The sequence below is a fragment of the Salmonella sp. SSDFZ54 genome, assembly GCF_004010735.1.
Classification (GTDB): Bacteria; Pseudomonadota; Gammaproteobacteria; order Enterobacterales; family Enterobacteriaceae; genus Salmonella; species Salmonella enterica.
Window position 1 is genome coordinate 926,993 of sequence record NZ_CP034819.1, and the last position, 24,874, is coordinate 951,866.

General features: G+C 51.7%; 24 protein-coding genes, 1 tRNA gene and 1 pseudogene. 6 read left to right on the forward strand and 20 right to left on the reverse strand.

Annotated elements, in window-relative coordinates; translation table 11 throughout:
- Positions 1–27 precede the first annotated feature (27 nt).
- Positions 28–882, forward strand: a complete 855-nt coding sequence (locus tag EOS97_RS04415; RefSeq protein WP_000503701.1) for a nickel/cobalt efflux protein RcnA — start codon at positions 28–30, stop codon at positions 880–882.
- A gap of 209 nt (positions 883–1,091) precedes the next feature.
- On the opposite strand, the gene EOS97_RS04420 is transcribed toward EOS97_RS04415, so the two are convergent.
- The 9 genes and pseudogenes from EOS97_RS04420 to vapC form a co-directional block, all read right to left on the reverse strand.
- Positions 1,092–1,850 (reverse strand): hypothetical protein, encoded by a 759-nt coding sequence (locus tag EOS97_RS04420; RefSeq protein ID WP_000134796.1) that lies wholly within the window; start codon positions 1,848–1,850, stop codon positions 1,092–1,094.
- Positions 1,837–2,343, reverse strand: a complete 507-nt coding sequence (locus EOS97_RS04425) for a CaiF/GrlA family transcriptional regulator (protein ID WP_000093332.1) — start codon at positions 2,341–2,343, stop codon at positions 1,837–1,839. Before EOS97_RS04425 ends, EOS97_RS04420 begins: the two co-directional genes overlap by 14 nt.
- A 109-nt stretch (positions 2,344–2,452) precedes the next feature.
- Positions 2,453–3,520 (reverse strand): hypothetical protein, encoded by a 1,068-nt coding sequence (locus EOS97_RS04430; RefSeq protein ID WP_023165911.1) that lies wholly within the window; start codon positions 3,518–3,520, stop codon positions 2,453–2,455.
- Complete coding sequence (gene stdC, locus EOS97_RS04435; protein ID WP_000798493.1) at positions 3,517–4,260, reverse strand: fimbrial biogenesis chaperone StdC; 744 nt, start codon at positions 4,258–4,260, stop codon at positions 3,517–3,519. The genes EOS97_RS04430 and stdC overlap by 4 nt, the downstream gene beginning before the upstream one ends.
- A gap of 40 nt (positions 4,261–4,300) precedes the next feature.
- Complete coding sequence (stdB, locus tag EOS97_RS04440; protein ID WP_000705497.1) at positions 4,301–6,790, reverse strand: fimbrial outer membrane usher protein StdB; 2,490 nt, start codon at positions 6,788–6,790, stop codon at positions 4,301–4,303.
- Between the two features lie 119 nt (positions 6,791–6,909).
- On the reverse strand, positions 6,910–7,494 hold the full coding sequence (locus EOS97_RS04445; protein ID WP_001244640.1) for a fimbrial protein: 585 nt from the start codon (positions 7,492–7,494) through the stop codon (positions 6,910–6,912).
- Between the two features lie 718 nt (positions 7,495–8,212).
- Entirely contained in the window at positions 8,213–8,845 is a 633-nt protein-coding gene (locus tag EOS97_RS04450; protein WP_000835266.1) for a YfdX family protein, read from the reverse strand.
- 46 nt (positions 8,846–8,891) lie between these two features.
- Positions 8,892–9,428 carry an STM3031 family outer membrane protein gene (locus EOS97_RS04455; protein WP_001038502.1) on the reverse strand — a complete coding sequence of 179 codons (537 nt, stop codon included), beginning with the start codon at positions 9,426–9,428 and terminating at the stop codon, positions 8,892–8,894.
- Positions 9,429–10,233: 805 nt separating this feature from the next.
- Positions 10,234–10,404 (reverse strand): annotated as a pseudogene (gene vapC, locus EOS97_RS26700) (tRNA(fMet)-specific endonuclease VapC); the annotation flags it as partial.
- A 190-nt stretch (positions 10,405–10,594) separates the two neighbouring features.
- On the opposite strand from vapC, the gene EOS97_RS04470 reads away from it, so the two are divergent.
- On the forward strand, positions 10,595–11,401 hold the full coding sequence (locus EOS97_RS04470) for a DUF1460 domain-containing protein (RefSeq protein ID WP_127836125.1): 807 nt from the start codon (positions 10,595–10,597) through the stop codon (positions 11,399–11,401).
- A gap of 131 nt (positions 11,402–11,532) precedes the next feature.
- On the opposite strand, the gene EOS97_RS04475 is transcribed toward EOS97_RS04470, so the two are convergent.
- Together EOS97_RS04475 and actS are read right to left on the reverse strand one after the other, a co-directional pair.
- Positions 11,533–11,606: transfer RNA gene (locus EOS97_RS04475), tRNA-Gly, on the reverse strand.
- A gap of 79 nt (positions 11,607–11,685) precedes the next feature.
- Positions 11,686–12,444 carry an amidase activator ActS gene (gene actS / locus EOS97_RS04480; protein WP_000244328.1) on the reverse strand — a complete coding sequence of 253 codons (759 nt, stop codon included), beginning with the start codon at positions 12,442–12,444 and terminating at the stop codon, positions 11,686–11,688.
- Between the two features lie 264 nt (positions 12,445–12,708).
- On the opposite strand from actS, the gene idi reads away from it, so the two are divergent.
- Positions 12,709–13,254: an isopentenyl-diphosphate Delta-isomerase gene (gene idi / locus EOS97_RS04485; protein ID WP_000133983.1), complete on the forward strand. Its 546-nt coding sequence runs from the start codon at positions 12,709–12,711 to the stop codon at positions 13,252–13,254.
- Between the two features lie 75 nt (positions 13,255–13,329).
- Here idi and lysS read toward each other — a convergent pair whose 3' ends face one another.
- The 5 genes from lysS to xerD form a co-directional block, all read right to left on the reverse strand.
- The gene (gene lysS / locus EOS97_RS04490) at positions 13,330–14,847 is read right to left on the reverse strand and encodes a lysine--tRNA ligase (RefSeq protein ID WP_000003339.1); all 1,518 of its coding nucleotides are present in this window, start codon (positions 14,845–14,847) and stop codon (positions 13,330–13,332) included.
- A gap of 9 nt (positions 14,848–14,856) precedes the next feature.
- Positions 14,857–15,955 (reverse strand): peptide chain release factor 2 gene (prfB, locus tag EOS97_RS04495; protein ID WP_010989230.1). Its coding sequence is split into 2 segments (ribosomal slippage): positions 14,857–15,879 and positions 15,881–15,955, totalling 1,098 coding nucleotides; the frame shifts between segments, so codons are not numbered across the junction.
- Between the two features lie 104 nt (positions 15,956–16,059).
- Positions 16,060–17,793: a single-stranded-DNA-specific exonuclease RecJ gene (recJ, locus tag EOS97_RS04500; RefSeq protein ID WP_000813386.1), complete on the reverse strand. Its 1,734-nt coding sequence runs from the start codon at positions 17,791–17,793 to the stop codon at positions 16,060–16,062.
- Between the two features lie 5 nt (positions 17,794–17,798).
- Positions 17,799–18,512, reverse strand: coding sequence for a bifunctional protein-disulfide isomerase/oxidoreductase DsbC (dsbC, locus tag EOS97_RS04505; RefSeq protein ID WP_000745614.1), 714 nt, complete (start codon positions 18,510–18,512; stop codon positions 17,799–17,801).
- Between the two features lie 23 nt (positions 18,513–18,535).
- On the reverse strand, positions 18,536–19,432 hold the full coding sequence (gene xerD / locus EOS97_RS04510) for a site-specific tyrosine recombinase XerD (protein WP_000434303.1): 897 nt from the start codon (positions 19,430–19,432) through the stop codon (positions 18,536–18,538).
- Between the two features lie 112 nt (positions 19,433–19,544).
- Here xerD and fldB point away from each other — a divergent pair, with 112 nt between their 5' ends.
- The gene (gene fldB / locus EOS97_RS04515; protein WP_001055885.1) at positions 19,545–20,066 is read left to right on the forward strand and encodes a flavodoxin FldB; all 522 of its coding nucleotides are present in this window, start codon (positions 19,545–19,547) and stop codon (positions 20,064–20,066) included.
- Positions 20,067–20,118: 52 nt separating this feature from the next.
- Here fldB and EOS97_RS04520 read toward each other — a convergent pair whose 3' ends face one another.
- Both EOS97_RS04520 and sdhE read right to left on the reverse strand, forming a co-directional pair.
- Positions 20,119–20,532 (reverse strand): protein YgfX, encoded by a 414-nt coding sequence (locus tag EOS97_RS04520; RefSeq protein ID WP_000244756.1) that lies wholly within the window; start codon positions 20,530–20,532, stop codon positions 20,119–20,121.
- Positions 20,513–20,779 carry an FAD assembly factor SdhE gene (gene sdhE, locus EOS97_RS04525; RefSeq protein ID WP_000351186.1) on the reverse strand — a complete coding sequence of 89 codons (267 nt, stop codon included), beginning with the start codon at positions 20,777–20,779 and terminating at the stop codon, positions 20,513–20,515. The genes EOS97_RS04520 and sdhE overlap by 20 nt, the downstream gene beginning before the upstream one ends.
- A 249-nt stretch (positions 20,780–21,028) precedes the next feature.
- Between sdhE and ygfZ the strand changes: the two genes are divergently transcribed.
- Positions 21,029–22,009, forward strand: coding sequence for a tRNA-modifying protein YgfZ (gene ygfZ / locus EOS97_RS04530; protein ID WP_000874178.1), 981 nt, complete (start codon positions 21,029–21,031; stop codon positions 22,007–22,009).
- Positions 22,010–22,124: 115 nt separating this feature from the next.
- Here the strand turns inward: ygfZ and EOS97_RS04540 are convergent, their stop codons facing one another.
- Positions 22,125–22,784: a hemolysin III family protein gene (locus EOS97_RS04540; protein WP_000250289.1), complete on the reverse strand. Its 660-nt coding sequence runs from the start codon at positions 22,782–22,784 to the stop codon at positions 22,125–22,127.
- Positions 22,785–22,947: 163 nt separating this feature from the next.
- On the reverse strand, positions 22,948–23,259 hold the full coding sequence (gene yqfB / locus EOS97_RS04545) for a N(4)-acetylcytidine aminohydrolase (RefSeq protein WP_001182976.1): 312 nt from the start codon (positions 23,257–23,259) through the stop codon (positions 22,948–22,950).
- A 157-nt stretch (positions 23,260–23,416) separates the two neighbouring features.
- On the opposite strand from yqfB, the gene bglA reads away from it, so the two are divergent.
- The gene (bglA, locus tag EOS97_RS04550; protein ID WP_023165909.1) at positions 23,417–24,850 is read left to right on the forward strand and encodes a 6-phospho-beta-glucosidase BglA; all 1,434 of its coding nucleotides are present in this window, start codon (positions 23,417–23,419) and stop codon (positions 24,848–24,850) included.
- The last annotated feature ends 24 nt before the right edge of the window (positions 24,851–24,874 follow it).

A 24,874-nucleotide genomic window follows, 5' to 3' on the forward strand; every position in this document is an offset into this window, starting at 1 on the left:
CACATAAAACAACTAAGAATCATTCTCATGGGTGAATTTTCGACACTTCTTCAGCAAGGAAACGGCTGGTTCTTCATTCCCAGCGCCATTTTATTAGGTATTTTGCACGGGCTTGAACCAGGGCACTCCAAAACTATGATGGCGGCTTTTATCATTGCCATTAAAGGTACGGTTAAACAGGCCGTCATGCTCGGTCTGGCAGCAACGCTTTCTCATACCGCGATCGTCTGGTTAATCGCGCTGGGTGGGATGTATCTTAGCCGGGCATTCACCGCACAATCAGTGGAACCATGGCTGCAGTTAATTTCTGCGATTATTATTCTGAGCACCGCGTGCTGGATGTTTTGGCGGACATGGCGAGGCGAGCAGCAGTGGCTGGCGGGAAACCACCATCACGACCACCATCACGACCACGACCACGGCCATGACCATGACCATGACCATGACCATGACCATGACCATCATGGTCACATACATCCGGAAGGCGCAACGTCAAAAGCGTATCAGGATGCCCATGAACGCGCCCATGCTGCCGATATTCAACGCCGTTTTGATGGTCAAACAGTGACTAATGGACAGATCCTACTGTTCGGCCTGACCGGAGGGCTTATCCCCTGTCCGGCTGCGATCACCGTTTTACTGATTTGTATCCAGCTTAAAGCGTTTACGCTGGGCGCCACGATGGTGCTGAGCTTTAGTCTTGGCCTGGCATTAACACTGGTGACGGTAGGCGTTGGCGCGGCGATAAGCGTTCAACAGGCAGCAAAGCGCTGGAGTGGTTTTTCGACGCTTGCCCGGCGGGCGCCCTATTTTTCGAGCATTCTGATTGGTCTGGTCGGCGTGTATATGGGAATTCATGGCTATACCGGGATCATGCAGTAAATATGTAACGCTTCTGCTCAGGCCGTATCATTCACGTCGGGTTTCATTCCAGAAGCGTTTTTACTTATCAAACGGTATGAAAGGCCATACACTCAGCGTCCCGCCTGAATTCTGTATTTTACTCCACTACACCACAGGCAAAACATACCCCACCGCCACCGGGTTTAGCCGGCGTGTCAGTGTTTCTGGATAGGGTTGCCGGAGGCGGGTTATTGCGGAGCGATAAACGGAGTTCGCTGCAGTGATTTACAAAACCGGGTACCAAACAGCAGTTCCCGTAATCGGTTCCGCATTCCCAGCTTCACCAGTAACCGGTATTTGTCCTGCCAGATTTGCTTCTCCTGCGTATTCAGCCTTCCACACAACGCTGACAACCTTCCCCGTCCACGGTAAACTTCCTGAAGCAAGCGTAACTGGGCCAGGCTCACTCCACATGCCAGTATCTCCCGGTGCATCAACTGGTCCATATAGTTCATCAACCGCTTCGGATTGTTAAATATCGGTGGCACTTCCAGAAAGCCCGTCACCGGAGCCGGAGATAACAAAAAGGCGTCCAGCGCTCCTGTCCTGCGCAGGCGTGCGCCCCCGGCCCACTGTTCACCCCGCCGCCCCCGGATAAGTATCTCCGCCAGTTCCGGCTCCAGCAGCGCCGGGATGCCGCCGTATACCTTCAGTACCACCCGGTCGCTGAAAAACAGCTCATCGCTGATAACCATAACCGGGTAGTCCGGCAGTATCTGTCTCAGGGAATAGAACAAAAAGAGATGTTCACGGGGACGCAGACACAGTATCAGTATGGCCTCCGGTTTCCGACGTAATTGCTGCAACAGAACAGGCAGCCTGTATGCGGTTTCACAGTTGCAGCCCGGCAGAAATCTCCGGACCAGGTGTGCCACGGCGATCGTCACCGGCCAGCAGTCACCGTAAACGATAATCTGCCGGGCCGGCATCCGGTTATGTTCCGTCATCCTCATCCTCCTTCTTTTTCAGGATCTTTCCCGCATTTCTGTTACTGCACAGCCGGTTCCACAGTTCATTTGCCATCGACCTGTCACCATTACCGACCCGGCGTTTTGATACCAGCGGCGGTCCGGCTTTTTCACGGCGCGTGGACGGGGTGGGACTGTCAAGAACCCGGATAACATAAATCTCATAGCGTCGTGCTTTATTGGGCAGGGTCTGGTGACGGCAGATGCTGACCACCCGCGATGTTTTGCTTCGCAGATAGGCAATCAGGTAGCTGGCCCGTCTGGCCGTGATGTGAAACGCCTCTGCTATCTGGTTACGCTGAACCCAGTTCTGCTGCAACAGGCACCAGTGTGCCACGATGATATACAGGGGCTCGCCGGCATACTGGCGGACACTTACCGGAATAAAACAGGCATCATGGTTGGTCTGTCCGGGATAATGAATATCGTTACCTGAAAAAACTATCTTCCCTTTTGATTTATCAGAAGACATGCAAACTCTCCGTTTTTTTAGTGAAAAAGACCGAGAAGAAAAAAATAATCATAAAGATAAATTTATAGCTATTTTTTAATTAACTATCAGGAAATGGTATTTAATCCTGCTAATTGTAAGTAACAATCACTGTCATTGCGGCTGAAAAAGCACCTGTTTTAATTACCGCACCGGGTATAGCTTCGACCTTTGCTTTATACTGTTTTATAATTCTGCCACCGGCACCGTTATCAAGATGGATAGATCCCATATCTGTTTTCACATTAAATTGAACTGGTGTGTTATTATCCACATCCATTACCGACAGTCTGAAACCATTGTTTTCTTGTTTATTATTCTTAAGAATCACGGTGCTGTCAGCATCTGCCAGTGTCAGACCGTTGGTCCTGAACTCTATAGCCAGTGGGGCGACGAACGGGATCTGCGTTCCGACATTCTGTTGTGCTGTAACGGTGAAAGGTACTTCCCTGGGCACCATGGTTTCCTTATATTCCGTATAAAAATGCCCCATTTTGATAGTATTAGAAGGAGAGATAATAACCGTGCCTGAGTTGTCAGGAATAAACCTGAGATTAAACGCAGAAACAGTTAAAGGTCTGAATGAAACAGATGGGGGGCTTACACCATTTGGGTCATAGGGTAATATGTTAATCGTGCTTGATGGTATAGTTATGTTCAAAAAGTTATTCTTAAACGCCTGATACACAAATATACGAAACGTCAGCGTTCCGCTCCGGTTATATGTTTTCTCCGGATCCATATATTGCCCGAATACTTTTGAGCTGCTCCAGCCAGAAAATCCTGCCTGTATCTCTTTCCATGTAAATGTTACGGAAGCCGACGTCCCTTCCTGAACAGTGATATCCATGCCGAGACCGCTTTTTCTTAGTGCAGTTACTACCTCCCCCATATTGTAAAGATTAAGAGTTGTGTAGTAAGAGGGTCCGTAACTTTTCCATTTTGTATAACAGGTATAACTAATGGGAACGGTAACGCTCTGCAGCTCCTGACCAGTGAAGAATGTTCCACCCTTCAGATTAATATTCTGAATGCCGACATGTCCATTCGCGTCACAATATGACCATTCGATATTTGCCCTCGCAGAATCACAGACAGCAAAGAAAAGAAACACACCTGACAGTATCAGTGATTTCATATTGAATAATCGTCCTGTCATGATGTCGCCCCTGCGTCCTTAAACGCGCAGTTCAGGGCATCGCAGGCGTAGCGGTTCATCTGCAGTCCACCGTAATCATCAATATACCCCACCCACAGCGTCCGGGTTTCTGCCGGCAGAACAGCCTTTAAAGGCAGGCTCCCCAGGGGCGGCACCATCACGCCCTCGCGGAAACCGCTGAGCCTGTGGCTACGGTCTGCTCCCAGCCACGCCACAGTGATGTAGTACGGCGTCGGGTTTCTGAGGGTCAGATGTCCCGCATTTCGCTCAGCAGTCAGCTTTCTTTCCGGCTGGTCACTGCTGCTTCTGATAATGGCTTTCGGACGGTAAAACAGTTTCAGCTGGCTCTGCATGGCCAGCTGCAGGACGTTGTCGTCTTCCGGCTTCGGGGGAACGCCCCGCACGTTAAACCAGAACAGTGTTTCTCTGTCCTGAGGGAGCTTATCTGTCAGCCCACGAACCTGGGTAATGCGGACCTGGGATTTCTGTCCGGCATCAATACGCTGCAGCGGCGGCAGCGCCATCAGCGCATCGGTTCTCACCCCGTCAGCGTCCGTCACCCAGGACTGCGCCAAGAACGGCGTGGTTTTGTCATCGTTATTCAGCGTGATGGCCACCGTTTTCTGTGGCGCATCCATGATAATACGGGTCCGGTCGACATTGACGGCCGCCGGGCTGCACTGGCTCCATGCTGCCGCCAGCGCGAGTAAAATCACACGGCTTCTTCTGCTGTTTTTCACCTGTTTTCTCCGTTAGTCCTGCTCTGTGACAGGGATATTTTTATCTGCAGGGCAGTAACAGCGGCCCCCGACTGAGTGTCACCGTTTCCGGCAGGGTGAGTCTGCACTGCACCCGGCCATCCCAGGACACGTTCAGGGTCCGGCGGTCTTCCCCGCTGAGGCCTGTCAGGTAGGCCAGACCGTCATCTCCGACCATCCCCGCGGTTCTGCCGGTTTTCCCGGACACTACCAGAGCGCCAAACGGTGGACTGGCGCCATCAGCCAGTCGGATATGACCGAGCACCTGCGCCCCCTGGCTGGCGTCAATCTTCCGGTAGCCCACCGCGCCCTCCGTCAGCACCTGGCTGATGACGGAGCTGCTGACGTCCACGTCCTCCGGCAGGGCGGCCACATCAACCGAAATATCGCTGCGGCGATAGCTGCTGCCGGCGCTCACCACGCCCACCCCGAAGCGGTTGGTCACCCCGCTGTTGCCGTTCACCGGCACACCGGCCACGTCTCCGGTATCTATCATCATGCGAGGCTCATTCCCGGCCATCGACTGGCTGAAGGCGGCGCCGTGGGCGGTGGCGGTCACCGAGCCGTACCAGCTCAGGCCCAGGCTGCGGTACTGTCCAGGCTGCAGGGTGGCGTCCGCTGCCGCCTGGCCCCACGGAAGACGGCTCTGCACGCTGCCGCTAAAGCTGCTGTTACTGCCGGTGTCATAGCGGTTATGACCGGCGCTGATGTTCCATGTGGTATCCGGGTTATGGAAATCGCTGTAATTCACAGTCTGCTGCAGGCCGCCCCGGTTATCCTTCTGCACGCTGTAGCTCACCTGGCGGCTGTCGCCCCACGGGATACTGATGGTGGCGTAGACCTGGTTCTGGCTCCCCCCGCCGGTGTACTGGTTACGGGCAAACGACACCGAGGCCGAGAGCCCCTGAAGCTCGCCGAGACTGAACACTTTATTGAAGCTGAGCATGTAGTTATTGTTGGACTGCGCATTCCAGTAATTGAGCCGGCTTACCGAGAGGGCCGCGCTCATGTTGAGTACCGGAACAGACTGGCTATAAGTCACGGTGTAGCTCTGTTTTTCATGCCATGCATCGCCGCCGTCGGTGGCCCGACGCTGCAGGTACTCCGGCATGGACAGAAAATGGCGGTCCGAGAAGCGGTATCCGACGAACGCCAGGGTACTGCCGGTTTTATCAAACGTTTTGGCATAGTTGATACGGTAGCTGTAACCGGACTGCTTCTGCCCATGCGGCAACCGCGCATCTGAGCGGGTGACGTCCGCAGACAGAGCGCCCAGCAGCCCCATATTCTGGCCGATCCCGAGCGCCGCGGACTGGTAGTCGCCGGTGGAGGCAATGAGGCCGCCATACAGCGACGTGTTGTTAAATGCTCCCCAGGTGGCCTCCCCGAGCAGAAAGTCAGGACTGACCGTGCTGTTGTTATGCGTCCCGCCGTACAGCGGACGTCCGGCGGCCACCTTATAGCGAACCTGTCCTTGGCGTGCCATAAAGGGGACGCTGGCCGTGTTGACCTGCCATGTCCGGACGCTACCGTCGCTTTCCCGGACGCTGACATCCAGGTTGCCGCTGATATTCTGGCTCAGGTCGGGAAGCTCAAAAGGCCCCGGTGACACTCGGGTCTGGTACAGAATGCGGCCATTCTGGCTGACGGTAACCTGTGCATTACTGTTCGCAATGCCGCTGATTTTCGGGGCATACCCCTGAAGAGAGGGCGGTAGCATGCGCTCATCGCTGGCCAAAGTGAGCCCGGCAAAGCGGAAGGAATCAAAAATAGCGGAGCTGAGGTACGTCTGTCCGAGCGTCAGTTTTGAGCGCAGTGCTGGCAGGGCACGGAACAGATACGTCTGCGGTAGATAAAAATCGGACTGTGATGCGCCCTGCCCACTGTCAAAACGGCTGTACTGGTAATCGCTCCGCAACCGCCAGGCGCCGAGATTAAACCCGGCGGTGCCGTAGAGGCTGTAGCTGGTAGAGGTCTCCCCCTGCTGCGGCATATAGCGGTTGGCCATCAGGCTGTAATCGAGCAGGCCGGCGGTGACGCCGTCGCTCCAGCGTGAAGGAGGCACCCAGTCCGGGTCCTGATAACGCATCCAGGCCTGGGGGATAATGAAGGTCAGACGCTGATTTTCAGCGCTGTACCGTACCTGACTGTCAGCGGAGCGCAGCTCAAGGCATTGCCCGTCCGGGATACCGGTAACGGGTTTCAGGCCATGAATAATCTTATCCTTAAGACCCAGCATGGCCACCATGTCTGTTGTCACACAGATGACGGCCGCGTCGCGTCCGGCAACCGGTACAACTCTGACCGGATACTGTTCCCGTACCGGCTGGTCATTGAGCCAGATATCGAGAATATAGTTACCGGGCGCCACATACCCCTCGCGGCTGAAGGCCGTGAGGTCCACGTTAGACAGGTTCCCGCTGTCCAGCAGGCTGGCATTGAACTCCGTGGCCTGCGACTTCAGGACGGAAAATGTCAGGGTAATCAGAATGGCAAGCCGGGTAATTTTCATGGCATGGCGCTTTCGTGTTGTCGTCCGTGTAACAGACAGCCCGCAGGCACAGTCAGATATAAAAGCCGTCCGATCCCCTCCGTGGACGGCTTCTCCCTGTCGTTATTTACCGCGTGAAATCACAGGTATTTCAGGGTGTAGGTGACGGATGCGTTGAAGTCACCGGGAGTGACGCCATTATCCAGTGCTATTAGTCGGGCAAAGAAGTTGAGTTCGTTGTTTCCGGCCTGCAGTTGCTGAGCGTCGCCATCCGGCATCGGGGTGTTGGGATCGATAATTGTGGCGTTGTCACTCTTCAGTAGCTGGACACCAACATGCTGTGCGATACCGCTGGTGGTGTAAGCCTTTTTGCTGGTATTCGCTGCGCCAGAGAAAGATACGGTTACTTTGGACATTTTCCCTGCGGAGCCAGCTGTGTCCGGGGTATTCGGATCGAAAGCACAGTTCTGCAGATGAATGGTGAACGGTTTTGAGTCCGTGGTTGCATTGGCGGTATTCAGTTTACGGTAAGAAATCTGTCCAAACGGAACGGTGATTGCATCGTCGCCCGGTGCGATATCACAGGGTGAGTTGGTGATGGTACCAGTGAAGGTAATTTTACCTGAGCCGAACGGGCCTGCTGTGGGTGTAGTATCGGCGGCAAATACAGAAGCGCCATACATCATACCGGCAGCCGCCATGGCAAGTATTATTTTATTACGCATAGATAATATGTCCTTTGGGTGAATGAGAATTATTTTGCAAAGGCTGAAAACAAATCTGAGGGTATTAATGAAAGCGTTCAGAAAAGATTCGTATGAATAATAAACGCCGGGTGTTAAACGAAGCACCTGAACTTTCCATCGAAAAATATTGATTTCAGCTAATGCCTAATCAGTTGTAAGAAAATTCTTATTCAAATTAAAACAATAAAAATAGATCGATACGATCGATGATTATGATCGTAATTTAAGAATAATCATCAAAGAAATACTTTTTAATGTAATTATAAGCAGATGAATACCTAACAGACAGATATTCTCAGTGGACATGAAATATTTTGTAATATATTATCAGGAATGTATGTTTTGCTTTTCCATCACACTGGATATTTACAAAACATAATACTAATCATATATAACAATGAAATTACTGGCAGCATAAAAAACCAGACATAACACAAATGGAAGGCATTTAATTTCAAAACATTAACTTAATAAATCATTATGAACCATCATAAGCGGAAGGGATAAAAAATAATAAATGAAACGATATTCTTCTGTATTTGTGATGGACATCACAATAGATATAAATGCAGGTACCCTGACATTACTGAACTTCACGGATGAATTTTAAAAACAATGCCGACAGCAAAGAGCAAACTGGTAATAGCTGTCAGACATAATGCTGCCTGCTGTAATATATACAGCAGGCTGGGGGATATTAATGCGCGGCGTCGTGCTGCACGGGGGGCGTGGGTGATTCCTGAACTGACTGAGAGTCTACAACTATGCCATCCTGAGCTGATTTCAGTAACAGACCTGCCTGATAGTATTTTCCTTCGTTCATCAAGGAAAGCGCTGTGGTCACATCCTTACGGGTTTGCTGAAGAGGAATGAGTTCCTGATTTTCAATAACACTGACGCCTGCTAGTTTCAGGGCCTCTATAGTCCCTTTTTTATCTCCTTCTTTCATTTTCTGGTTTGCTTTATTAATAGCATCATTTTTCTGGCCCGCAGGGAGATAATCTTCTGCTACCGTAATCGATGAATTTATCCGAATATAGTGGTCTCCTTCAACTGGGGCTTTTTTATCTGATTTGACATACAGATTCCAGTCAGTGCTGTCATCGTTCAGGAGTTTTTCTGCTTGCGCAGCCAGTTGTTCCGCCTTTTGGGTGCGACCATTAAACAACTCGAATCGCGACATTCCGATATCACGCATGGCCTGCCAGGCCTGTCCGGATATCTTGTCATTATTCAGAGTAACGTTATCAGTCATGTTTGTTGCGGCCATAATATTTCCTGAAAACAGGATAACCATCAGCGCAACGCCTGGCATAATATGGCTTTTCATAATCCATCATCTCCACAAAGTAACATTTTTTATCGGATTATCCTATTCAGAACCGGTAACCCACGCCAAGATTAAAACCATTGCTATTAAGGCTTCCGCTGTTATGGGTAGCATCAAAATCCGCTCCCTCATAACCCAGAGTTATAGCGACACTACTGACCGGCGTATAAGCCACGCCAGCAGAATAACCATATCCGACCTTACTGTCAGACTCATTTATCCCGTGATCACGCTGATGCAATAATACGGGGCCCACTTGACTATACAGACTTAACTGGTTATTTATTTTCCATGAGGGGCCTGCAAGCAGGGAGTAATAACGGGTTGTTACACGACCATTACTGCTTTCATCGGAATAGCGCTGGCTTCCATTTAGCCATGCAAATGAGGTTGTCAGCCCCCAGTCCGGTGACATTTCATAGTTGTTTGCCAGCCGAACCCCACGCAACGTCCCGGCGTGATTAGTATGGGACTGGGCGTATCCAAGTGAAAATGTACTGGCATTATCGTCTGCCCATACCGGACTGGCTGCAGCAGACAGCAGAACAATACCGGCACTTCCGGCTAATAGCATTTTGTTCATCTTCTTCTCTCCGGTTATTTTTACCTGATGCCTTACTGGCATGTATTAAGTTAAAATCTTTCCGTGATAACAAACTATAAATAAATCTTTTAAATTATGAGCGCTGTTACGCCAGCAAATACCTTTATCTCCGGCTGTCGGGAGGCTATTCACGAAAATATATCCAAGCCAGAAACAGTATTTAATAATAAATAAACTGAAAAATAAAAACTGACAAAAATAGAAGTTCACTGATATATACCCAAAATAATTCGAGTTGCTTAAAGGTGGCAAGGGAGTGAGTCCCCGGGAGCATAGATAACTCTGTGACTGGGGTGAGCGACAATTCTGCCGGGAGCAGATTTGAACGTCGCGTGCGACGGCCCGTCAGGGCGAGGCCCGTGGATGGACCGAGTAATCCGTAGCCAACACATAAGCAACTTGAAGTATGAAGGGTATATAACGGGAAAGAAGGCATATCGGCCTGGTAAATCAACGTCTGTGATTTAAGTTGCAGGAAACGGCTATGGAGAGGGGGGGGGCGGCAGTTATCGGGCAGTAACGGCATTGTTCAATGAGTATCCAGGAAAAAAAAGAAGGGAGCGGTACTCCCTTCGTAAACATGTCAGAATACGACATTTTGGTACTCTTTTATTTATTATCTGGCCGTAAAAGTTATGCTGTTGGCAGATATCTCCAGTCAACATAAAAAAATACCACCAGCTAAAAATGTGATGCAAACCACCATTAAGCAGCTAACCAAATTGACTGTGCCACTACAATCCGGAAAAGAGTTTGAATCCGGGGATAACATCTGATGCAGAAATTAGCACCAGTCTTCGATTCGGATACCCGGAATGCGTTCAAATTCGCGGAGATTGTTTGTGACGACGACCAGTCCGCGGCTACGGGCATGGCCAGCAATCATCTGGTCATAAGGCCCGACAGGTGTTCCCTTGCGGGCCAGTTCGGCACGGATTTGACCGGTATGTATCGCCAGCCTGAAGGGGTATGTTGGCTTTGACGATCAGGCAAAAAACAACGGCGAATAAAGTCGTATGATGATCTTCACATTTATCATCATCAGCGTTCATATTACTCAACCTGTAATCAACCTCTGGCGTTTTTCTGTATCCATCACAACCATTTCCGGTAAAGGTAAAAAAGGGATTTGAACCTTTCCGGAGATGATAATGAAGGTAAATGCATGGACAATTTTGCTTATGTCGGCGCATCTGACGGCCTGTGCCGTCCCTGGCACAGAAAAATATCAGACCAGCATGGACAGCGTTACGGCAGAAAAAGTAAGCCGGATTATCCAGTCGGATGTCATTCCTTATAAAGGCGAAAACCATGGAGAAGTTATTAGCCGCGTATCGTCTGCTTTTCTCGGAACACCTTATCAGGCGGATACGCTCATCGGTGGGCCCGGAACCCCCGAAGTCCTTGTAGCGAATTTCAACGGCGTGGACTGCTTTACCCTGGCTGATTACGTTGAGGCCCTGGCCCGCAGCGATAATCAGAAATCGTTTCTGCATAATCTTGCCAGGACTCGCTACGCCGCGGGCAAAGTTGCTTATCTCAGCCGCAGGCACTTCTTCTCTGACTGGTTCGCCGCAGCACCGCGTAATGCACGGGATGTAACGCCGTATATCAGCCCTGATTATATCGTTGTTGACAAGCAGCTTAACCATAAACCTGATGGCGGCGAGTACATTCCTGGTCTGGGCATCCATCCTCGTAAAATAAATTACATTCCCGGAAGAGCCATCAACCAGCAGGTCATGAACCACCTAAAAAACGGGGATTATATCGGTGTCTACTCCCCGCTTGACGGGCTGGACGTTTCACATGTGAGTATCGTAGTTCGCCATGATGAACAGGTGTGGTTCAGGAACGCCTCCTCATTGGCCGCAAACAGAAAAGTGGTGGACACACCGTTTATGGAATACATGCATTCCAGACCGGGCATCGTTGTGCTGCGGGCTGAATGATAAAGTCATTACCGGAGTCGCCAGCTGATAATAGCCGTCCGACATAGATATTGAAACCCTGTGTACTGTGGGGCCGACAGGAAAAATTGCTGTAAATTCGTGGATTTAGTAAATACTAGAAGATATTTGTCTGGAGCGGGCGAAGGGAATCGAACCCTCGTATAGAGCTTGGGAAGCTCTCGTTCTACCATTGAACTACGCCCGCTTTGAGATGCGTAAGGCATTATAAACCTTACGCTCTGGTTGGCAAGAGACTTACTGGCTGACTGGCGATTAATTCGCCGTCAGCACTTCGGTTTACTCCCCTGCGGCGGCAGATAACGCAGCGGATCGATGGCCGTCGCCCGGTAGCGAATCTGGAAGTGTAGTCTTACGGATGCGGCATCCGTGCTGCCCATCGTAGCGATTTTTTGCCCCGCTTTAACGCTTTGTCCATTATTAACCAGCATGGTGTCATTATGAGCGTAAGCCGTAATGTAATCTTCATTGTGCTTAATCATGATGAGATTGCCGTAACCGCGCAGCTGGTTCCCGACATAGACAACTTTACCCGCTCCCGCCGCATAAACAGGCGTTCCGCGCGCGCCCGCAATATCGATCCCCTTATTTCCGCCCTCCGCGGTGGAATAAGGTAAAATCACTTTACCGTTAGCAGGCCATACCCAACAACGCTGCCCCACCGGCGGCCAGGAGGATTTTGGCACCGAAGATGACGGTCTGACCGCAGCAGTTTTTGTTGCTGTTTTATTGCTGGTTTTGCGTGTTGAACTGCTACTCTTTGCGCTGCCGCGCACTTTAATTCGCTGCCCCACCTCAATAGTATAAGGCGGAGAAATGCCATTCAGTCGGGCCAGTTCTTTCACGCTGGTTCCCGTGGCGCGCGATATACGATACAACGTATCGCCGCGCTTAACGGTATAGACGGAGCCGGAATACGTTCCTGAGCCGGAATTACTGGAACACCCCGCCAGCAGCAGCCCTGTGCATAACAGCACCGCAATACCCAGGCTATTTTTGTTCAGGCGTCCTGCGCTCAAAACCATTCCTCACTCTATTGACAGACGCCTTATGATAGCAGCCAAATGCCGTATGCCCAATCCATTGACGCCGGAAAGGGGCCGCGTGGATGATGATGCCGCGAATATCCGATATGCCAGCATAATATCGACTCACGGCACAATGGCGCTCGTCTGCGTTCTGTCAGGGCCTGTTTTGGTAATGCCTTTCTTTCTGTTATGCGCTACGCTGATCGTCTGAGTATATGGCCTGGCCATGCTGCCGGGTCATTTTAATTTTCAGGAGCTTTCATGACTGAGGAACATGTCGTTTTATTGGATGAGCAGGATAAGCCTTCCGGCACACTGGAAAAGTTTGCGGCTCATACGCTTAATACGCCTTTGCATCTGGCTTTCTCCTGCTGGCTATTTAACGAAGATGGTCAGTTGCTGGTAACACGACGGTCGCTGAGCAAGAAAGCCTGGCCAGGCGTGTGGACGAATTCGGTTTGCGGTCATCCGCAACAAGGCGAAACCACCGAAGAGGCGATCATCCGCCGTTGTCGGTTCGAACTCGGCGTGGAAATTACCGATCTCACCCCCGTCTATCCGCACTTCAGCTATCGGGCGACAGATCCAAACGGTATTGTGGAAAATGAAGTCTGTCCGGTATTTGCCGCGCGGGCAACCAGTGTGTTACAGGTTAACAGCGAAGAGGTGATGGACTATCAGTGGAGCGAATTTAAAAGCGTATGGAAAAGCCTTCTCGCTACGCCGTGGGCATTTAGCCCGTGGATGGTCATGCAAGCGTCAGACGAACAAGCGCGTGAACGACTCCTCAATTACTGCCAGCGTTAAAGATTGCCTGATGGCGCTACGCCTGAACAAAGAGATGCCGGATGGCGGCTAATGCCCCATCCGGCAATTTACATCTTATTTCACCGGACGCATCGCCGGGAACAGAATAACGTCGCGAATCGTGTGGCTGTTAGTAAACAGCATCACCATACGGTCGATACCAATTCCCAGACCCGCTGTCGGCGGTAAACCGTGTTCCAGCGCCGTCACGTAGTCTTCGTCGTAGAACATGGCTTCGTCGTCGCCCGCCGCTTTTGCATTAACCTGATCCAGGAAACGCTGCGCCTGGTCTTCCGCATCGTTCAACTCGCTAAAGCCATTGCCGATTTCACGACCGCCGATAAAGAACTCGAAGCGGTCAGTGATTTCCGGGTTCACATCATTACGACGCGCCAGCGGAGACACTTCAGCCGGATATTCGGTGATGAAGGTCGGCTGAATCAGATGCGCTTCAGCGACTTCGTCAAAGATCTCGGTGACGATACGGCCCAGACCCCAGCTCTTCTCGACGTGAATGCCGATGCTTTCAGCAATCGCCTTCGCGGAATCGAAGTTGTCCAGATCAGCCATATCTGTTTCCGGACGATATTTCTTGATCGCTTCACGCATGGTCAGTTTTTCGAACGGCTTACCGAAGTCAAACACTTCATCACCGTACGGAACCTGGGTGGTGCCCAGAACATCCTGCGCCAGCGTACGGAACAGAGACTCAGTCAGCTCGATCAGGTCTTTGTAGTCCGCATACGCCATATAGAGTTCCATCATGGTGAACTCAGGATTATGGCGCACGGAGATGCCTTCGTTACGGAAGTTACGGTTAATTTCGAATACGCGTTCGAAGCCGCCAACCACCAGACGCTTGAGGTACAGTTCCGGCGCGATACGCAGGTACATGTCCAGATCCAGCGCGTTGTGATGGGTGATAAACGGACGGGCAGACGCGCCGCCTGGGATCACCTGCATCATCGGGGTTTCGACTTCCATAAAGCCGCGAGCAACCATAAACTGGCGAATACCGGCCAGGATCTTCGAACGGGTTTTGAAGGTGTTACGGGATTCATCGTTAGAGATGAGATCCAGATAACGCTGGCGATAGCGCGCTTCCTGGTCCTGCAGGCCGTGGAATTTATCCGGCAACGGACGCAGCGCTTTCGTCAGCAGGCGCAGTTCGGTGCAGTGGATAGACAGCTCGCCGGTTTTGGTTTTGAACAGCTTACCTTTTGCGCCGAGGATATCGCCAAGATCCCACTTCTTGAACTGCTCGTTGTAAACGCCTTCCGGCAGATCATCGCGCGCCACATACAGCTGAATGCGGCCGCCTACGTCTTGCAGGGTAACAAAAGAGGCTTTACCCATAATACGGCGAGTCATCATACGGCCCGCGACGGACACTTCAATATTCAGCGCTTCCAGTTCTTCAGCTTCTTTCGCGTCAAACTCTGCGTGCAGTTGGTCTGAGGTACGGTCACGACGGAAATCGTTCGGGAACGGGATACCCTGCTCACGCAGTGCAGCCAGCTTCTCGCGACGTGCCTTCATTTCATTGTTAAGATCGACTACCTCGTCAGCGCCCTGTGCGTTTTGTTCAGACATGTTGATTCCTCATAGCCCTGCTTTCAAACTTGCTTCGATAAATTGATCCAGACTACCGTCCAGTACCGCCTGTGTATTGCGGGTTTCCACCCCAGTACGCAGGTCTTTAATGCGGGAATCGTCCAGGACATAGGAACGAATCTGGCTTCCCCAGCCGATATCAGACTTAGTGTCTTCCATCGCCTGTTTTTCAGCGTTCTTTTTCTGCATCTCCAGTTCATAAAGCTTCGCTTTCATCTGCTTCATGGCCTGGTCTTTGTTTTTGTGCTGCGAACGGTCGTTCTGACACTGCGTCACAATCCCGGTGGGAATATGGGTGATACGCACTGCGGATTCCGTACGGTTAACGTGCTGACCGCCTGCGCCAGACGCGCGATAGACATCGATACGCAGATCCGCCGGGTTAATGTCGATATCGATATCGTCGTCCACTTCCGGGTACACAAACGCGGAGCTAAACGAGGTATGACGGCGACCGCCGGAGTCAAACGGACTTTTACGCACCAGACGATGTACGCCGGTTTCAGTGCGCAGCCAGCCATAGGCATATTCGCCGGAGATTTTGATAGTCGCGGACTTAATGCCGGCGACTTCCCCTTCCGACTCTTCAATGACTTCCGTCTTGAAGCCGCGCGCTTCCGCCCAACGCAGATACATACGCAGCAACATGCTGGCCCAGTCCTGCGCTTCAGTACCACCGGAACCGGCCTGAATATCGAGATAGCAATCGGCGCTATCGTACTCGCCGGAGAACATCCGACGGAATTCCAACTGCGCCAGTTTCTCTTCCAGCGTATTCAGTTCCGCGACGGCTTCGTTAAACGTCTCTTCGTCGTCAGCTTCTACCGCCAGTTCCAGCAGCCCGGAAACGTCGTCCAGCCCCTGAGTCATTTGATCAAGCGTATCGACGATCGCTTCGAGCGATGAACGCTCTTTTCCCAGCGCCTGCGCGCGCTCAGGTTCGTTCCAGACATCCGGCTGTTCCAGCTCGGCGTTTACTTCTTCCAGACGCTCTTTCTTAGCATCGTAGTCAAAGATACCCCCTAAGAACGTTGGTGCGTTCCGTGAGGTCCTGAATGCGGTTATTCACCGGGTTAATTTCAAACATGGTCTGATTTCTTTTATTTGACTTGTCAAAATGCGGTTATAAGGGCGAAATATTAGCGGATTTCGCCCCTTAATTACAGCGAAAGTGTTGTTAAATCGCCCCGATCATAGCGGCCAAATATCATCGATAATAATCTGTAAACTACGGTTGCCGCGAAACTCGTTAATGTCCAGTTTATAAGCCAGTTCTACCTCCCGCACGCCGTTATCCGGCCAACAGGTCGTATCAATATTAAATGCGATGCCATCCAACAGCGGGCCGCCGCCGACAGGCTCCACCATCACCTTGAGGTGACGCTCGCCCACCAGACGCTGCTGTAGCAGACGGAAACGACCATCGAATAACGGTTCCGGGAACATTTGCCCCCACGGTCCGGCATCCCGCAACAGTTGCGCCACTTCCATAGACATCTCCGCCGCGCTTAATGGACCATCGGAGATCACCTCGCCTTGCAACAGGGCAGGATCGAGCCATTCCGTCACCAGCTCGCCAAAACGTTGCTGAAACTGCCCGAATTTATGCTCTTCCAGCGACAATCCCGCCGCCATCGCATGACCGCCGAACTTGATCATCAGATCAGGGTAAAGGGTATCCAGCCTTTCCAGCGCATCGCGCATATGCAACCCCTGAATCGAACGGCCTGAGCCTTTTAGCGTGCCGTCGCCCGCAGGCGCAAAGGCGATCACCGGGCGGTGAAAACGCTCTTTAATGCGCGACGCCAGAATTCCGACCACGCCCTGATGCCATTCAGGATGATACATCGCCAGACCGCCCGGAAGCGTTTCACTACTGCGCTCAAGCTTTTCGCACAGGATAAGCGCTTCCGCCTGCATCCCCTGCTCTATTTCTTTGCGCGTCTGGTTAAGCGCATCCAGCTCGCTGGCCAGAACACGCGCTTCGCCGAGGTTATCGCACAACAGTAACGCCACGCCAACGGACATATCATCCAGCCTGCCAGCGGCATTCAGGCGAGGCCCCAACGCGAAGCCTAAATCACTGGCGGCAAGCTGCTGCGGATCGCGATTCGATATCTCCAGCAACGCTTTAATTCCCGGACGGCATTTCCCGGCACGAATACGACTTAGCCCTTGCCAGGTCAGAATACGGTTGTTAGCGTCCAGCGGCACAACGTCTGCTACCGTACCCAACGCCACTAAATCCAGCAGCTCCGCCAGATTCGGCGGCGCGATGCCACGCTCGTCGAACCATCCTTTGTCGCGCAAAAATGTTCGCAACGCCAGCATCAGGTAAAACGCCACGCCGACGCCCGCCAGCGACTTAGACGGGAATTCGCAGTCGCGCAGATTGGGATTAATAATCGCTTCGGCATCCGGCAACGTGTCGCCAGGCAGGTGGTGATCGGTCACGATCACCGGAATCCCCAACGTCTTTGCATGCGCTACGCCGGCGTGGGATGAAATGCCGTTGTCTACGGTGACGATAAGCTGCGCGCCGCGCGCCTTCGCCTGATCGACCACTTCCGGGCTTAAACCGTAGCCGTCCTCAAAGCGATTAGGCACCAGATAACTGATGTTGTCACATCCCAACGCACGCATTCCCAATACGCTTAGCGCAGTACTGGTCGCGCCGTCGGCGTCAAAATCGCCAACAACAATAATGCGGATACCTTCGCGAAAGGCGTTGTAGAGGATCTCCACCGCGTTATCTATGCCGCTAAGCTGTTGCCAGGGCAGCATTCCTTTCACGCTGCGCTCTAGTTCGCGGGCGCTACGAACGCCCCGGCTGGCATATAAACGTCGTAGTAATGGAGGAAGATCGGCGGGGAGTTCCGCCGTCTCATCAGCCTCGCGCCGACGAAGTTGTCTCTGTTGTTTCACGCGTATTATTTACCACTGGTCTGTTTTTGATGCTCATCAAGAAACGCTTTCATCTCTTTCGGTCCCTGATAGCCAGGCACCACATAGCCGTTACTCAATACAATGGCTGGCGTACCGCTAACGCCCAACTGCACGCCCAACGCATAATGATCAGCAATGTTCACGTCACAGCTTGCCGGTTTCACACCCTTACCTGCCATGGCGTCATCAAACGCTTTGTTTTTGTCTTTGGCGCACCAGATAGATTTCATATCCTGCTCCGCCTGGCTTTCCAGCCCCTGGCGCGGGAAGGCCAGATAACGTACCGTGATCCCCAGCGCGTTATAATCTTTCATCTCTTCATGTAGCTTATGACAATAGCCGCAGGTGATATCGGTAAAAACAGTAATGACATGTTTCTCATCCGGCGCTTTATAGACGATCATCTCTTTTTCCAGCGCATTTAGCTGGCTCATCAGCAGTTTGTTCGTCACGTTTACCGGATGCGCGCCGCTCACGTCATACATCGGCCCTTGAATAATATGTTTGCCGTCATCAGTGACGTACAGTACGCCGCTGTGAGTGAGGACGGTTTTCATCCCTGCCACTGGCGAGGCCTGAATTTCCGTACTCTGAACGCCCAGCTTAGCCAGCGACTGACGGATAGCCGCATCATCCGCATGGGCCACGCCTGAAAACGCCGCCGCCAGTAAAGTGAACATCATAAAACGCTTTTTCATAAACTATCCTTTCCTGTCAGCACTCATGCCCGCGGATGGTGCTGTTGATGAAGTTGACGCAAACGCTCCGTTGCGACATGCGTATAAATTTGTGTCGTCGAAAGATCGCTATGCCCAAGTAGCATTTGTACAACGCGCAAGTCGGCGCCGTGATTCAGCAAATGCGTGGCGAAAGCGTGACGTAAAACATGCGGCGATAGTTTTTCGCTATCGATTCCAGCCAGTACCGCATAATGTTTAATACGGTGCCAGAAGGTCTGCCGCGTCATCTGCTGCGCACGCTGACTGGGGAATAATACGTCAATCGATACGCCATTGAGTAACCAGGGACGCCCATGCTCCAGATACGTTTCCAGCCAATATACCGCCTCTTCGCCTAACGGCACCAACCGCTCTTTATTGCCTTTACCGATAACCCGCACCACGCCCTGCCGCAGACTGATATCGCTCATTGTCAGCCCCACCAGTTCCGACACGCGCAAACCGGTGGCATACAGCACTTCCAACATAGCTTTATCGCGCAACTCCAAAGGTTGATCAATAAGCGGCGCCTGCAAGAGCCGTTCAACCTGCGCCTCGCTAAGGTCTTTCGGTAAACGCTGCGGAAGCTTAGGCGAGGCCAACTGCGCGCTCGGATCATCCTCACGATACTTTTCACGGTACAGATGCTGGAAAAAGCGCCGCATAGCGCTTAACAGGCGTGCGGAACTGGTCGCTTTGTATCCGCCCTCCACCCGTTCAGCCAGCAGCGTTTGTAAATCATCAGCCTGCGCCGTCGCAAGCGTTTTTCCGCGACGATGCAACCACGCAACGACCATCGATAAATCGCGACGATACGCGCTTAATGTATTTTCCGCCAGATTTCGTTCCAGCCACAGGGCATCCAGAAACTGCTCAATACGCGCTAAATCCTGTTCCATTCGCGCTCCCCACTTCACGCTGACTTTGGGTGCATTATGCCTCATTGTGCCGTGAATGCAGCGATTCTGTTACACTACCCGCAACGCTATAGCAGAATCGAGATGTAACGTAATGAACATGGGTCTTTTTTACGGTTCCAGCACGTGCTACACCGAGATGGCCGCAGAGAAAATTCGCGATATCCTCGGCCCGGAGCTGGTGACATTACATAACCTCAAGGATGACGCCCCCGCCTTAATGGAGCAGTACGACGTGCTCATTTTAGGCATCCCCACCTGGGATTTTGGTGAAATTCAGGAGGACTGGGAAGCCGTCTGGGAGCAACTGGACGATCTCAATCTGGAAGGCAAAATCGTTGCGCTTTACGGTATGGGCGACCAGCTCGGCTACGGCGAGTGGTTCCTGGATGCGCTGGGTATGTTGCATGACAAACTTGCCCTCAAAGGCGTTAAATTTGTCGGCTACTGGCCCACAGAAGGCTACGAATTTACCAGCAATAAACCGGTCATTGCGGATGGGCAACTGTTTGTCGGCCTGGCGCTGGATGAAACGAACCAGTACGATCTCAGCGATGAGCGTATACAGACCTGGTGTGAACAAATTCTCGGCGAAATGGCCGAACACTACGCCTGAAGCCTTACTCGCTGTATTTCCCTCTCGACGGAACCGCGTTTACGCCGTTCCGTCAGTGTTGGCCTGATATCGGCTGCTGTAACAGTATCCGACGCAACTCACGCCATTCCGCTTCTTCCATGCTATCCGCCGCCAGCCATAAATGTTGATGACGTCCAGACTCTGCGCGTAAACGCAACACCATCCCGCTCTTCAGTAACCAGGGCGGACGCAAGAGCGTCCAGTCCTGCCCCTGCCAGCGTAAGCGCCCGTCCATGAGTAGCTTGATCTCTCCCTGGCAGGTATTAATCCTGCGCTGGCTACGTACACAGTCAAACACGACCAGCGACAGTAGTATCATCCATAACGGGGTATAACTCAGCGGCCAGGGCATCAATAAAATCACCGCGGCAACCAGCCCATGAATGAGCAATGAGATCCACTGAGCGCGCCATGAGACGCGTAAATCAGATTGCCACAGGACCACGTTCCCGATTCCGTGTCTGAATGAGTCGGACCATCTGTTCCAGTTCAGCGTCAGCCGGTTTACCGTGATTCATTAACCAGTTAAATAAATCCGGGTCATCACTCTGCAACAAACGGACAAAAATACGCTTTTCTTCATCACTTAAACTATCGTACTCATGTTCAAAAAACGGCATGATGGAAATATCAAGTTCGCGCATACCGCGACGACATGCCCAGTGAATACGTGCTTTATTGTGAATATCCATGTTCTTCCTGCCTCGCGAAAATGAAGTACCGGGCTATTGTAACGTGTTTTTGGCGTTGTTTTACGGGAATCTCAGTAATCTGGAACGCGATCGCGAAATAAAAGGCTGGGAATCAATATGTTCATCCATTTTGGATACCGCCTCGCAAAACGATCAATCCGCTCTCAATGGGCTATTTAAAGCACTTGCAATGACCGATGGCTCTTTTACCATTAACCATTATTGTTGCAGCTAACCAGGACATTATTTATGGCTTTTATCTCCTTTCCACCGCGTCATCCTTCATCGTCAGCCCGCCTGCCGCTGACGCTGATCGCGCTTGACGACTGGGCGCTGTCGACCATTACCGGCGTAGACAGTGAAAAGTATATTCAGGGCCAGGTCACCGCTGACGTAAGCCAGATGACTGAACAGCAACACCTTCTCGCCGCCCACTGCGATGCTAAAGGTAAGATGTGGAGCACTCTGCGCCTGTTCCGTGAGCGCGACGGTTTCGCCTGGATTGAACGCCGTAGCGTGCGTGAAGCGCAATTAACGGAGCTGAAAAAGTACGCCGTATTTTCCAAAGTGGTCATCGCGCCGGATGACGAACGCGTATTGCTTGGCGTGGCAGGTTTTCAGGCCCGCGCGGCGCTGGCTAATGTCTTTAGCGTACTGCCCAATAGCGAAAATCAGGTGGTCAGAGACGGCGCCTCCACGCTGCTATGGTTTGAACATCCTGCGGAACGATTCCTGCTTGTCACCGATGTCGCGACGGCCAACATGTTAACAGAGAAGTTGCATGGCGAAGCCGAACTGAATAACAGTCAACAGTGGCTGGCGTTGGATATTGAAGCAGGCATTCCGGTGATTGACGCGGCGAACAGCGGTCAGTTTATCCCCCAGGCGACTAACCTACAGGCGCTGGGCGGCATCAGCTTCAAGAAAGGCTGCTACACCGGGCAGGAGATGGTCGCACGGGCAAAATTCCGCGGCGCCAATAAACGCGCGCTTTGGTTGCTGGCGGGCAAAGCCAGCCGGGTACCGGAAGCAGGAGAAGATCTGGAGCTACAGATGGGCGAGAACTGGCGTCGTACCGGCGCTATTCTGGCGGCGACGCAGTTGGACGATGGTCAGTTACTGGTTCAGGCCGTCATGAATAACGATTTAGAAGCCGAAAGCGTCTTCCGTGTTCGCGACGATGCCAACACCCTGCATATCGTCCCGCTGCCTTACTCGCTGGAAGAGTGATATCACGTTAAAAGCCGGATAGCCTGATAGCGCAACGCCATCAGGCTCGCACGTGCTGTTCTCGTAGGCCGGATAAGGTGCGACAGCGCCGCCATCCGGCACGGGCATCCGGGAATTACGCCTGTCCCACATACAAATAGATGGCCAGGAAGTGGCACACGCTGCCGCCCAGCACAAAGCCATGCCAGATGGCGTGGTTATAAGGTATGCGTTTGCAAACATAGAAAATTACGCCTAGCGAGTAAACGACGCCACCTACCGCCAGCAGCGTCACGCCGCCTATCGCCAGCTTAATCGCCAACTGATAAACCACTATCAGCGACAGCCAGCCCATTGCCAGATACGTAACCAGTGAAAGCACTTTAAATCGGTGCGCAATCGTCAACTTGAAGAGGATACCGAATAGCGCCAGGCTCCAGATCACAATCATTAGTCCGCGCGCCAGCGGCGAATCCAGACCTACCAGCAGAAATGGCGTATAGGTTCCGGCAATGAGCAGATAGATAGCGCAGTGATCAAATTTCTTTAACCAGATTTTTGCCCGCTGATGAGGAATGGCATGATAAAGCGTTGAGGCAAGAAAAAGCAGGATCATGCTCCCGCCATATAAACTGTAGCTGGCGATAGCCGTCATACCCGCATTCGCCTCTACCGCCTGAACCAACAACAGCACCAGGCCGACAATACCAAATACCAATCCAATGCCGTGGCTAATACTGTTGGCGATTTCCTCAGCCAGCGAATATCCCTGCGTCATTAATGGTTTTTGCACCATAACTTACTCCGGAGAAACGTTCATAACGATGAACTGCGCCTCTAGCGTAACTGAGAATGGTTCCAGTGAACACATGTTAGCTAAAATAAATTCGCAAAATTAAATTTTGTTTATTATTCAATAAGTTAACTACAAAAACTCAACTAACACGCGTTCATATTTATCAAAGGCATTTAAAATCAATCACATAAAATTGCGTCTGGTTGGGATAGATTTCAGCAATGACCCGTTTCAGCTCATCAAGCGACATATTTTCCTGTTGCGCATGTTTTTCGTTCAGCGTATCCAGCGTCACAGTTGACGTTCCTGTCACTTCGATTGTGCAAAAATAGCCATCATCTTCGAACCGTCCCACGCGTAGCACATCGCCTGCTTTAAAGTGGGACTCGGAGGCATCACGAATAGTGATGGTTTTACGCCCTGCCAGAATGTCATTCTGGAAACGTTGAAAGAAAGTAATGTCGTTTGGCTGCATGTGGTTATCCCCTGAATATGGCCCCTTGAAGTGGATGTTACGATCTGAATGTGTTCTTGTCCCGACACGCGAGCATCCTGGAATTTTGCGTACGCTTTACATGCCATTTGGTGCAGAATGAATGATAACAGACTAAATAAATTGAGATTATGCAACAATGAGAAAACTCACCCTGCCAAAAGATTTTTTATGGGGCGGCGCGGTTGCCGCACACCAGGTTGAAGGCGGCTGGAATAAAGACGGTAAAGGCCCCAGCATCTGCGACGTGCTAACCGGCGGCGCACACGGCGTGCCACGCGAAATCACCCAGAATGTCGTTGCTGGCAAATACTATCCGAACCACGAGGCGGTGGATTTTTACGGACATTACAAAGAAGACATCCGTCTTTTCGCCGAAATGGGGTTCAAATGCTTCCGTACCTCTATTGCCTGGACGCGTATCTTCCCGAATGGCGACGAATCCCAGCCAAACGAGGCCGGTCTGAAATTCTACGACGACATGTTTGATGGGTTACTCAAATACAACATCGAACCGGTCATTACCCTTTCTCACTTTGAAATGCCATTACATCTGGTACAGCACTACGGCGGCTGGACCAATCGTAAGGTCGTTGATTTCTTTGTCCGTTTTGCTGAAGTCGTGTTTGAACGCTACAAACATAAGGTCAAATACTGGATGACCTTCAATGAAATCAACAATCAGCGAAACTGGCGCGCGCCGCTGTTTGGTTACTGCTGTTCCGGCGTAGTGTATACCGAGCATGAGAATCCAGAAGAAACCATGTATCAGGTCTTACATCATCAGTTTGTCGCCAGCGCGCTGGCGGTAAAAGCGGCACGTCGTATTAATCCACAGATGAAAGTGGGCTGTATGCTGGCGATGGTCGCGCTGTATCCTTTCTCCTGTAAACCAGAAGATGTGATGTTTGCTCAGGAGTCGATGCGTGAACGCTACGTCTTTACCGATGTGCAGCTGCGCGGCTATTACCCGTCCTATGTGTTGAACGAGTGGGAGCGCCGCGGATTTAACATCAAAATGGACGATGGCGATCTTGAAGTGCTGCGCGAAGGCACCTGCGATTATCTTGGTTTCAGTTATTACATGACCAACGCGGTCAAAGCCGAAGGCGGTAGCGGCGATGCGATTTCCGGTTTTGAAGGCAGCGTACCGAACCCCTATGTTAAAGCCTCTGACTGGGGCTGGCAGATTGACCCGGTGGGCCTGCGTTATTCATTGTGTGAACTGTACGAACGCTATCAAAAGCCGCTGTTTATTGTCGAAAACGGTTTTGGTGCTTACGACAAAGTAGAAGAAGATGGCGGCATCAACGACGACTATCGCATTGACTACCTGCGCGCCCATATTGAAGAGATGAAAAAAGCGGTCACTTACGATGGTGTCGACCTGATGGGCTACACGCCGTGGGGCTGCATCGACTGCGTCTCGTTCACCACCGGTCAGTACAGCAAGCGCTACGGCTTCATCTACGTGAACAAGCACGATGACGGTACGGGCGATATGTCGCGTTCGCGTAAGAAGAGCTTCAACTGGTACAAAGAGGTGATTGCCAGCAACGGCGAGAAGCTTTAACTCCTGCACGTTACCCGCCAGTCG

Bases quoted from the DNA above. Each gene is read 5' to 3' on its own strand.
- stdB (WP_000705497.1), bottom strand. From the start codon at position 6,790: ATGAAAATTACCCGGCTTGCCATTCTGATTACCCTGACATTTTCCGTC.
- yqfB (WP_001182976.1), bottom strand. From the start codon at position 23,259: ATGCAGCCAAACGACATTACTTTCTTTCAACGTTTCCAGAATGACATT.
- EOS97_RS04450 (WP_000835266.1), bottom strand. From the start codon at position 8,845: ATGAAAAGCCATATTATGCCAGGCGTTGCGCTGATGGTTATCCTGTTT.
- xerD (WP_000434303.1), bottom strand. From the start codon at position 19,432: ATGGAACAGGATTTAGCGCGTATTGAGCAGTTTCTGGATGCCCTGTGG.
- EOS97_RS04470 (WP_127836125.1), top strand. From the start codon at position 10,595: ATGATAATGAAGGTAAATGCATGGACAATTTTGCTTATGTCGGCGCAT.
- EOS97_RS04415 (WP_000503701.1), top strand. From the start codon at position 28: ATGGGTGAATTTTCGACACTTCTTCAGCAAGGAAACGGCTGGTTCTTC.
- EOS97_RS04455 (WP_001038502.1), bottom strand. From the start codon at position 9,428: ATGAACAAAATGCTATTAGCCGGAAGTGCCGGTATTGTTCTGCTGTCT.
- EOS97_RS04420 (WP_000134796.1), bottom strand. From the start codon at position 1,850: ATGACGGAACATAACCGGATGCCGGCCCGGCAGATTATCGTTTACGGT.
- EOS97_RS04540 (WP_000250289.1), bottom strand. From the start codon at position 22,784: ATGGTGCAAAAACCATTAATGACGCAGGGATATTCGCTGGCTGAGGAA.
- sdhE (WP_000351186.1), bottom strand. From the start codon at position 20,779: ATGGATATTCACAATAAAGCACGTATTCACTGGGCATGTCGTCGCGGT.
- dsbC (WP_000745614.1), bottom strand. From the start codon at position 18,512: ATGAAAAAGCGTTTTATGATGTTCACTTTACTGGCGGCGGCGTTTTCA.
- bglA (WP_023165909.1), top strand. From the start codon at position 23,417: ATGAGAAAACTCACCCTGCCAAAAGATTTTTTATGGGGCGGCGCGGTT.
- ygfZ (WP_000874178.1), top strand. From the start codon at position 21,029: ATGGCTTTTATCTCCTTTCCACCGCGTCATCCTTCATCGTCAGCCCGC.
- EOS97_RS04425 (WP_000093332.1), bottom strand. From the start codon at position 2,343: ATGTCTTCTGATAAATCAAAAGGGAAGATAGTTTTTTCAGGTAACGAT.
- idi (WP_000133983.1), top strand. From the start codon at position 12,709: ATGACTGAGGAACATGTCGTTTTATTGGATGAGCAGGATAAGCCTTCC.
- fldB (WP_001055885.1), top strand. From the start codon at position 19,545: ATGAACATGGGTCTTTTTTACGGTTCCAGCACGTGCTACACCGAGATG.
- EOS97_RS04430 (WP_023165911.1), bottom strand. From the start codon at position 3,520: ATGACAGGACGATTATTCAATATGAAATCACTGATACTGTCAGGTGTG.
- EOS97_RS04445 (WP_001244640.1), bottom strand. From the start codon at position 7,494: ATGCGTAATAAAATAATACTTGCCATGGCGGCTGCCGGTATGATGTAT.
- lysS (WP_000003339.1), bottom strand. From the start codon at position 14,847: ATGTCTGAACAAAACGCACAGGGCGCTGACGAGGTAGTCGATCTTAAC.
- actS (WP_000244328.1), bottom strand. From the start codon at position 12,444: ATGGTTTTGAGCGCAGGACGCCTGAACAAAAATAGCCTGGGTATTGCG.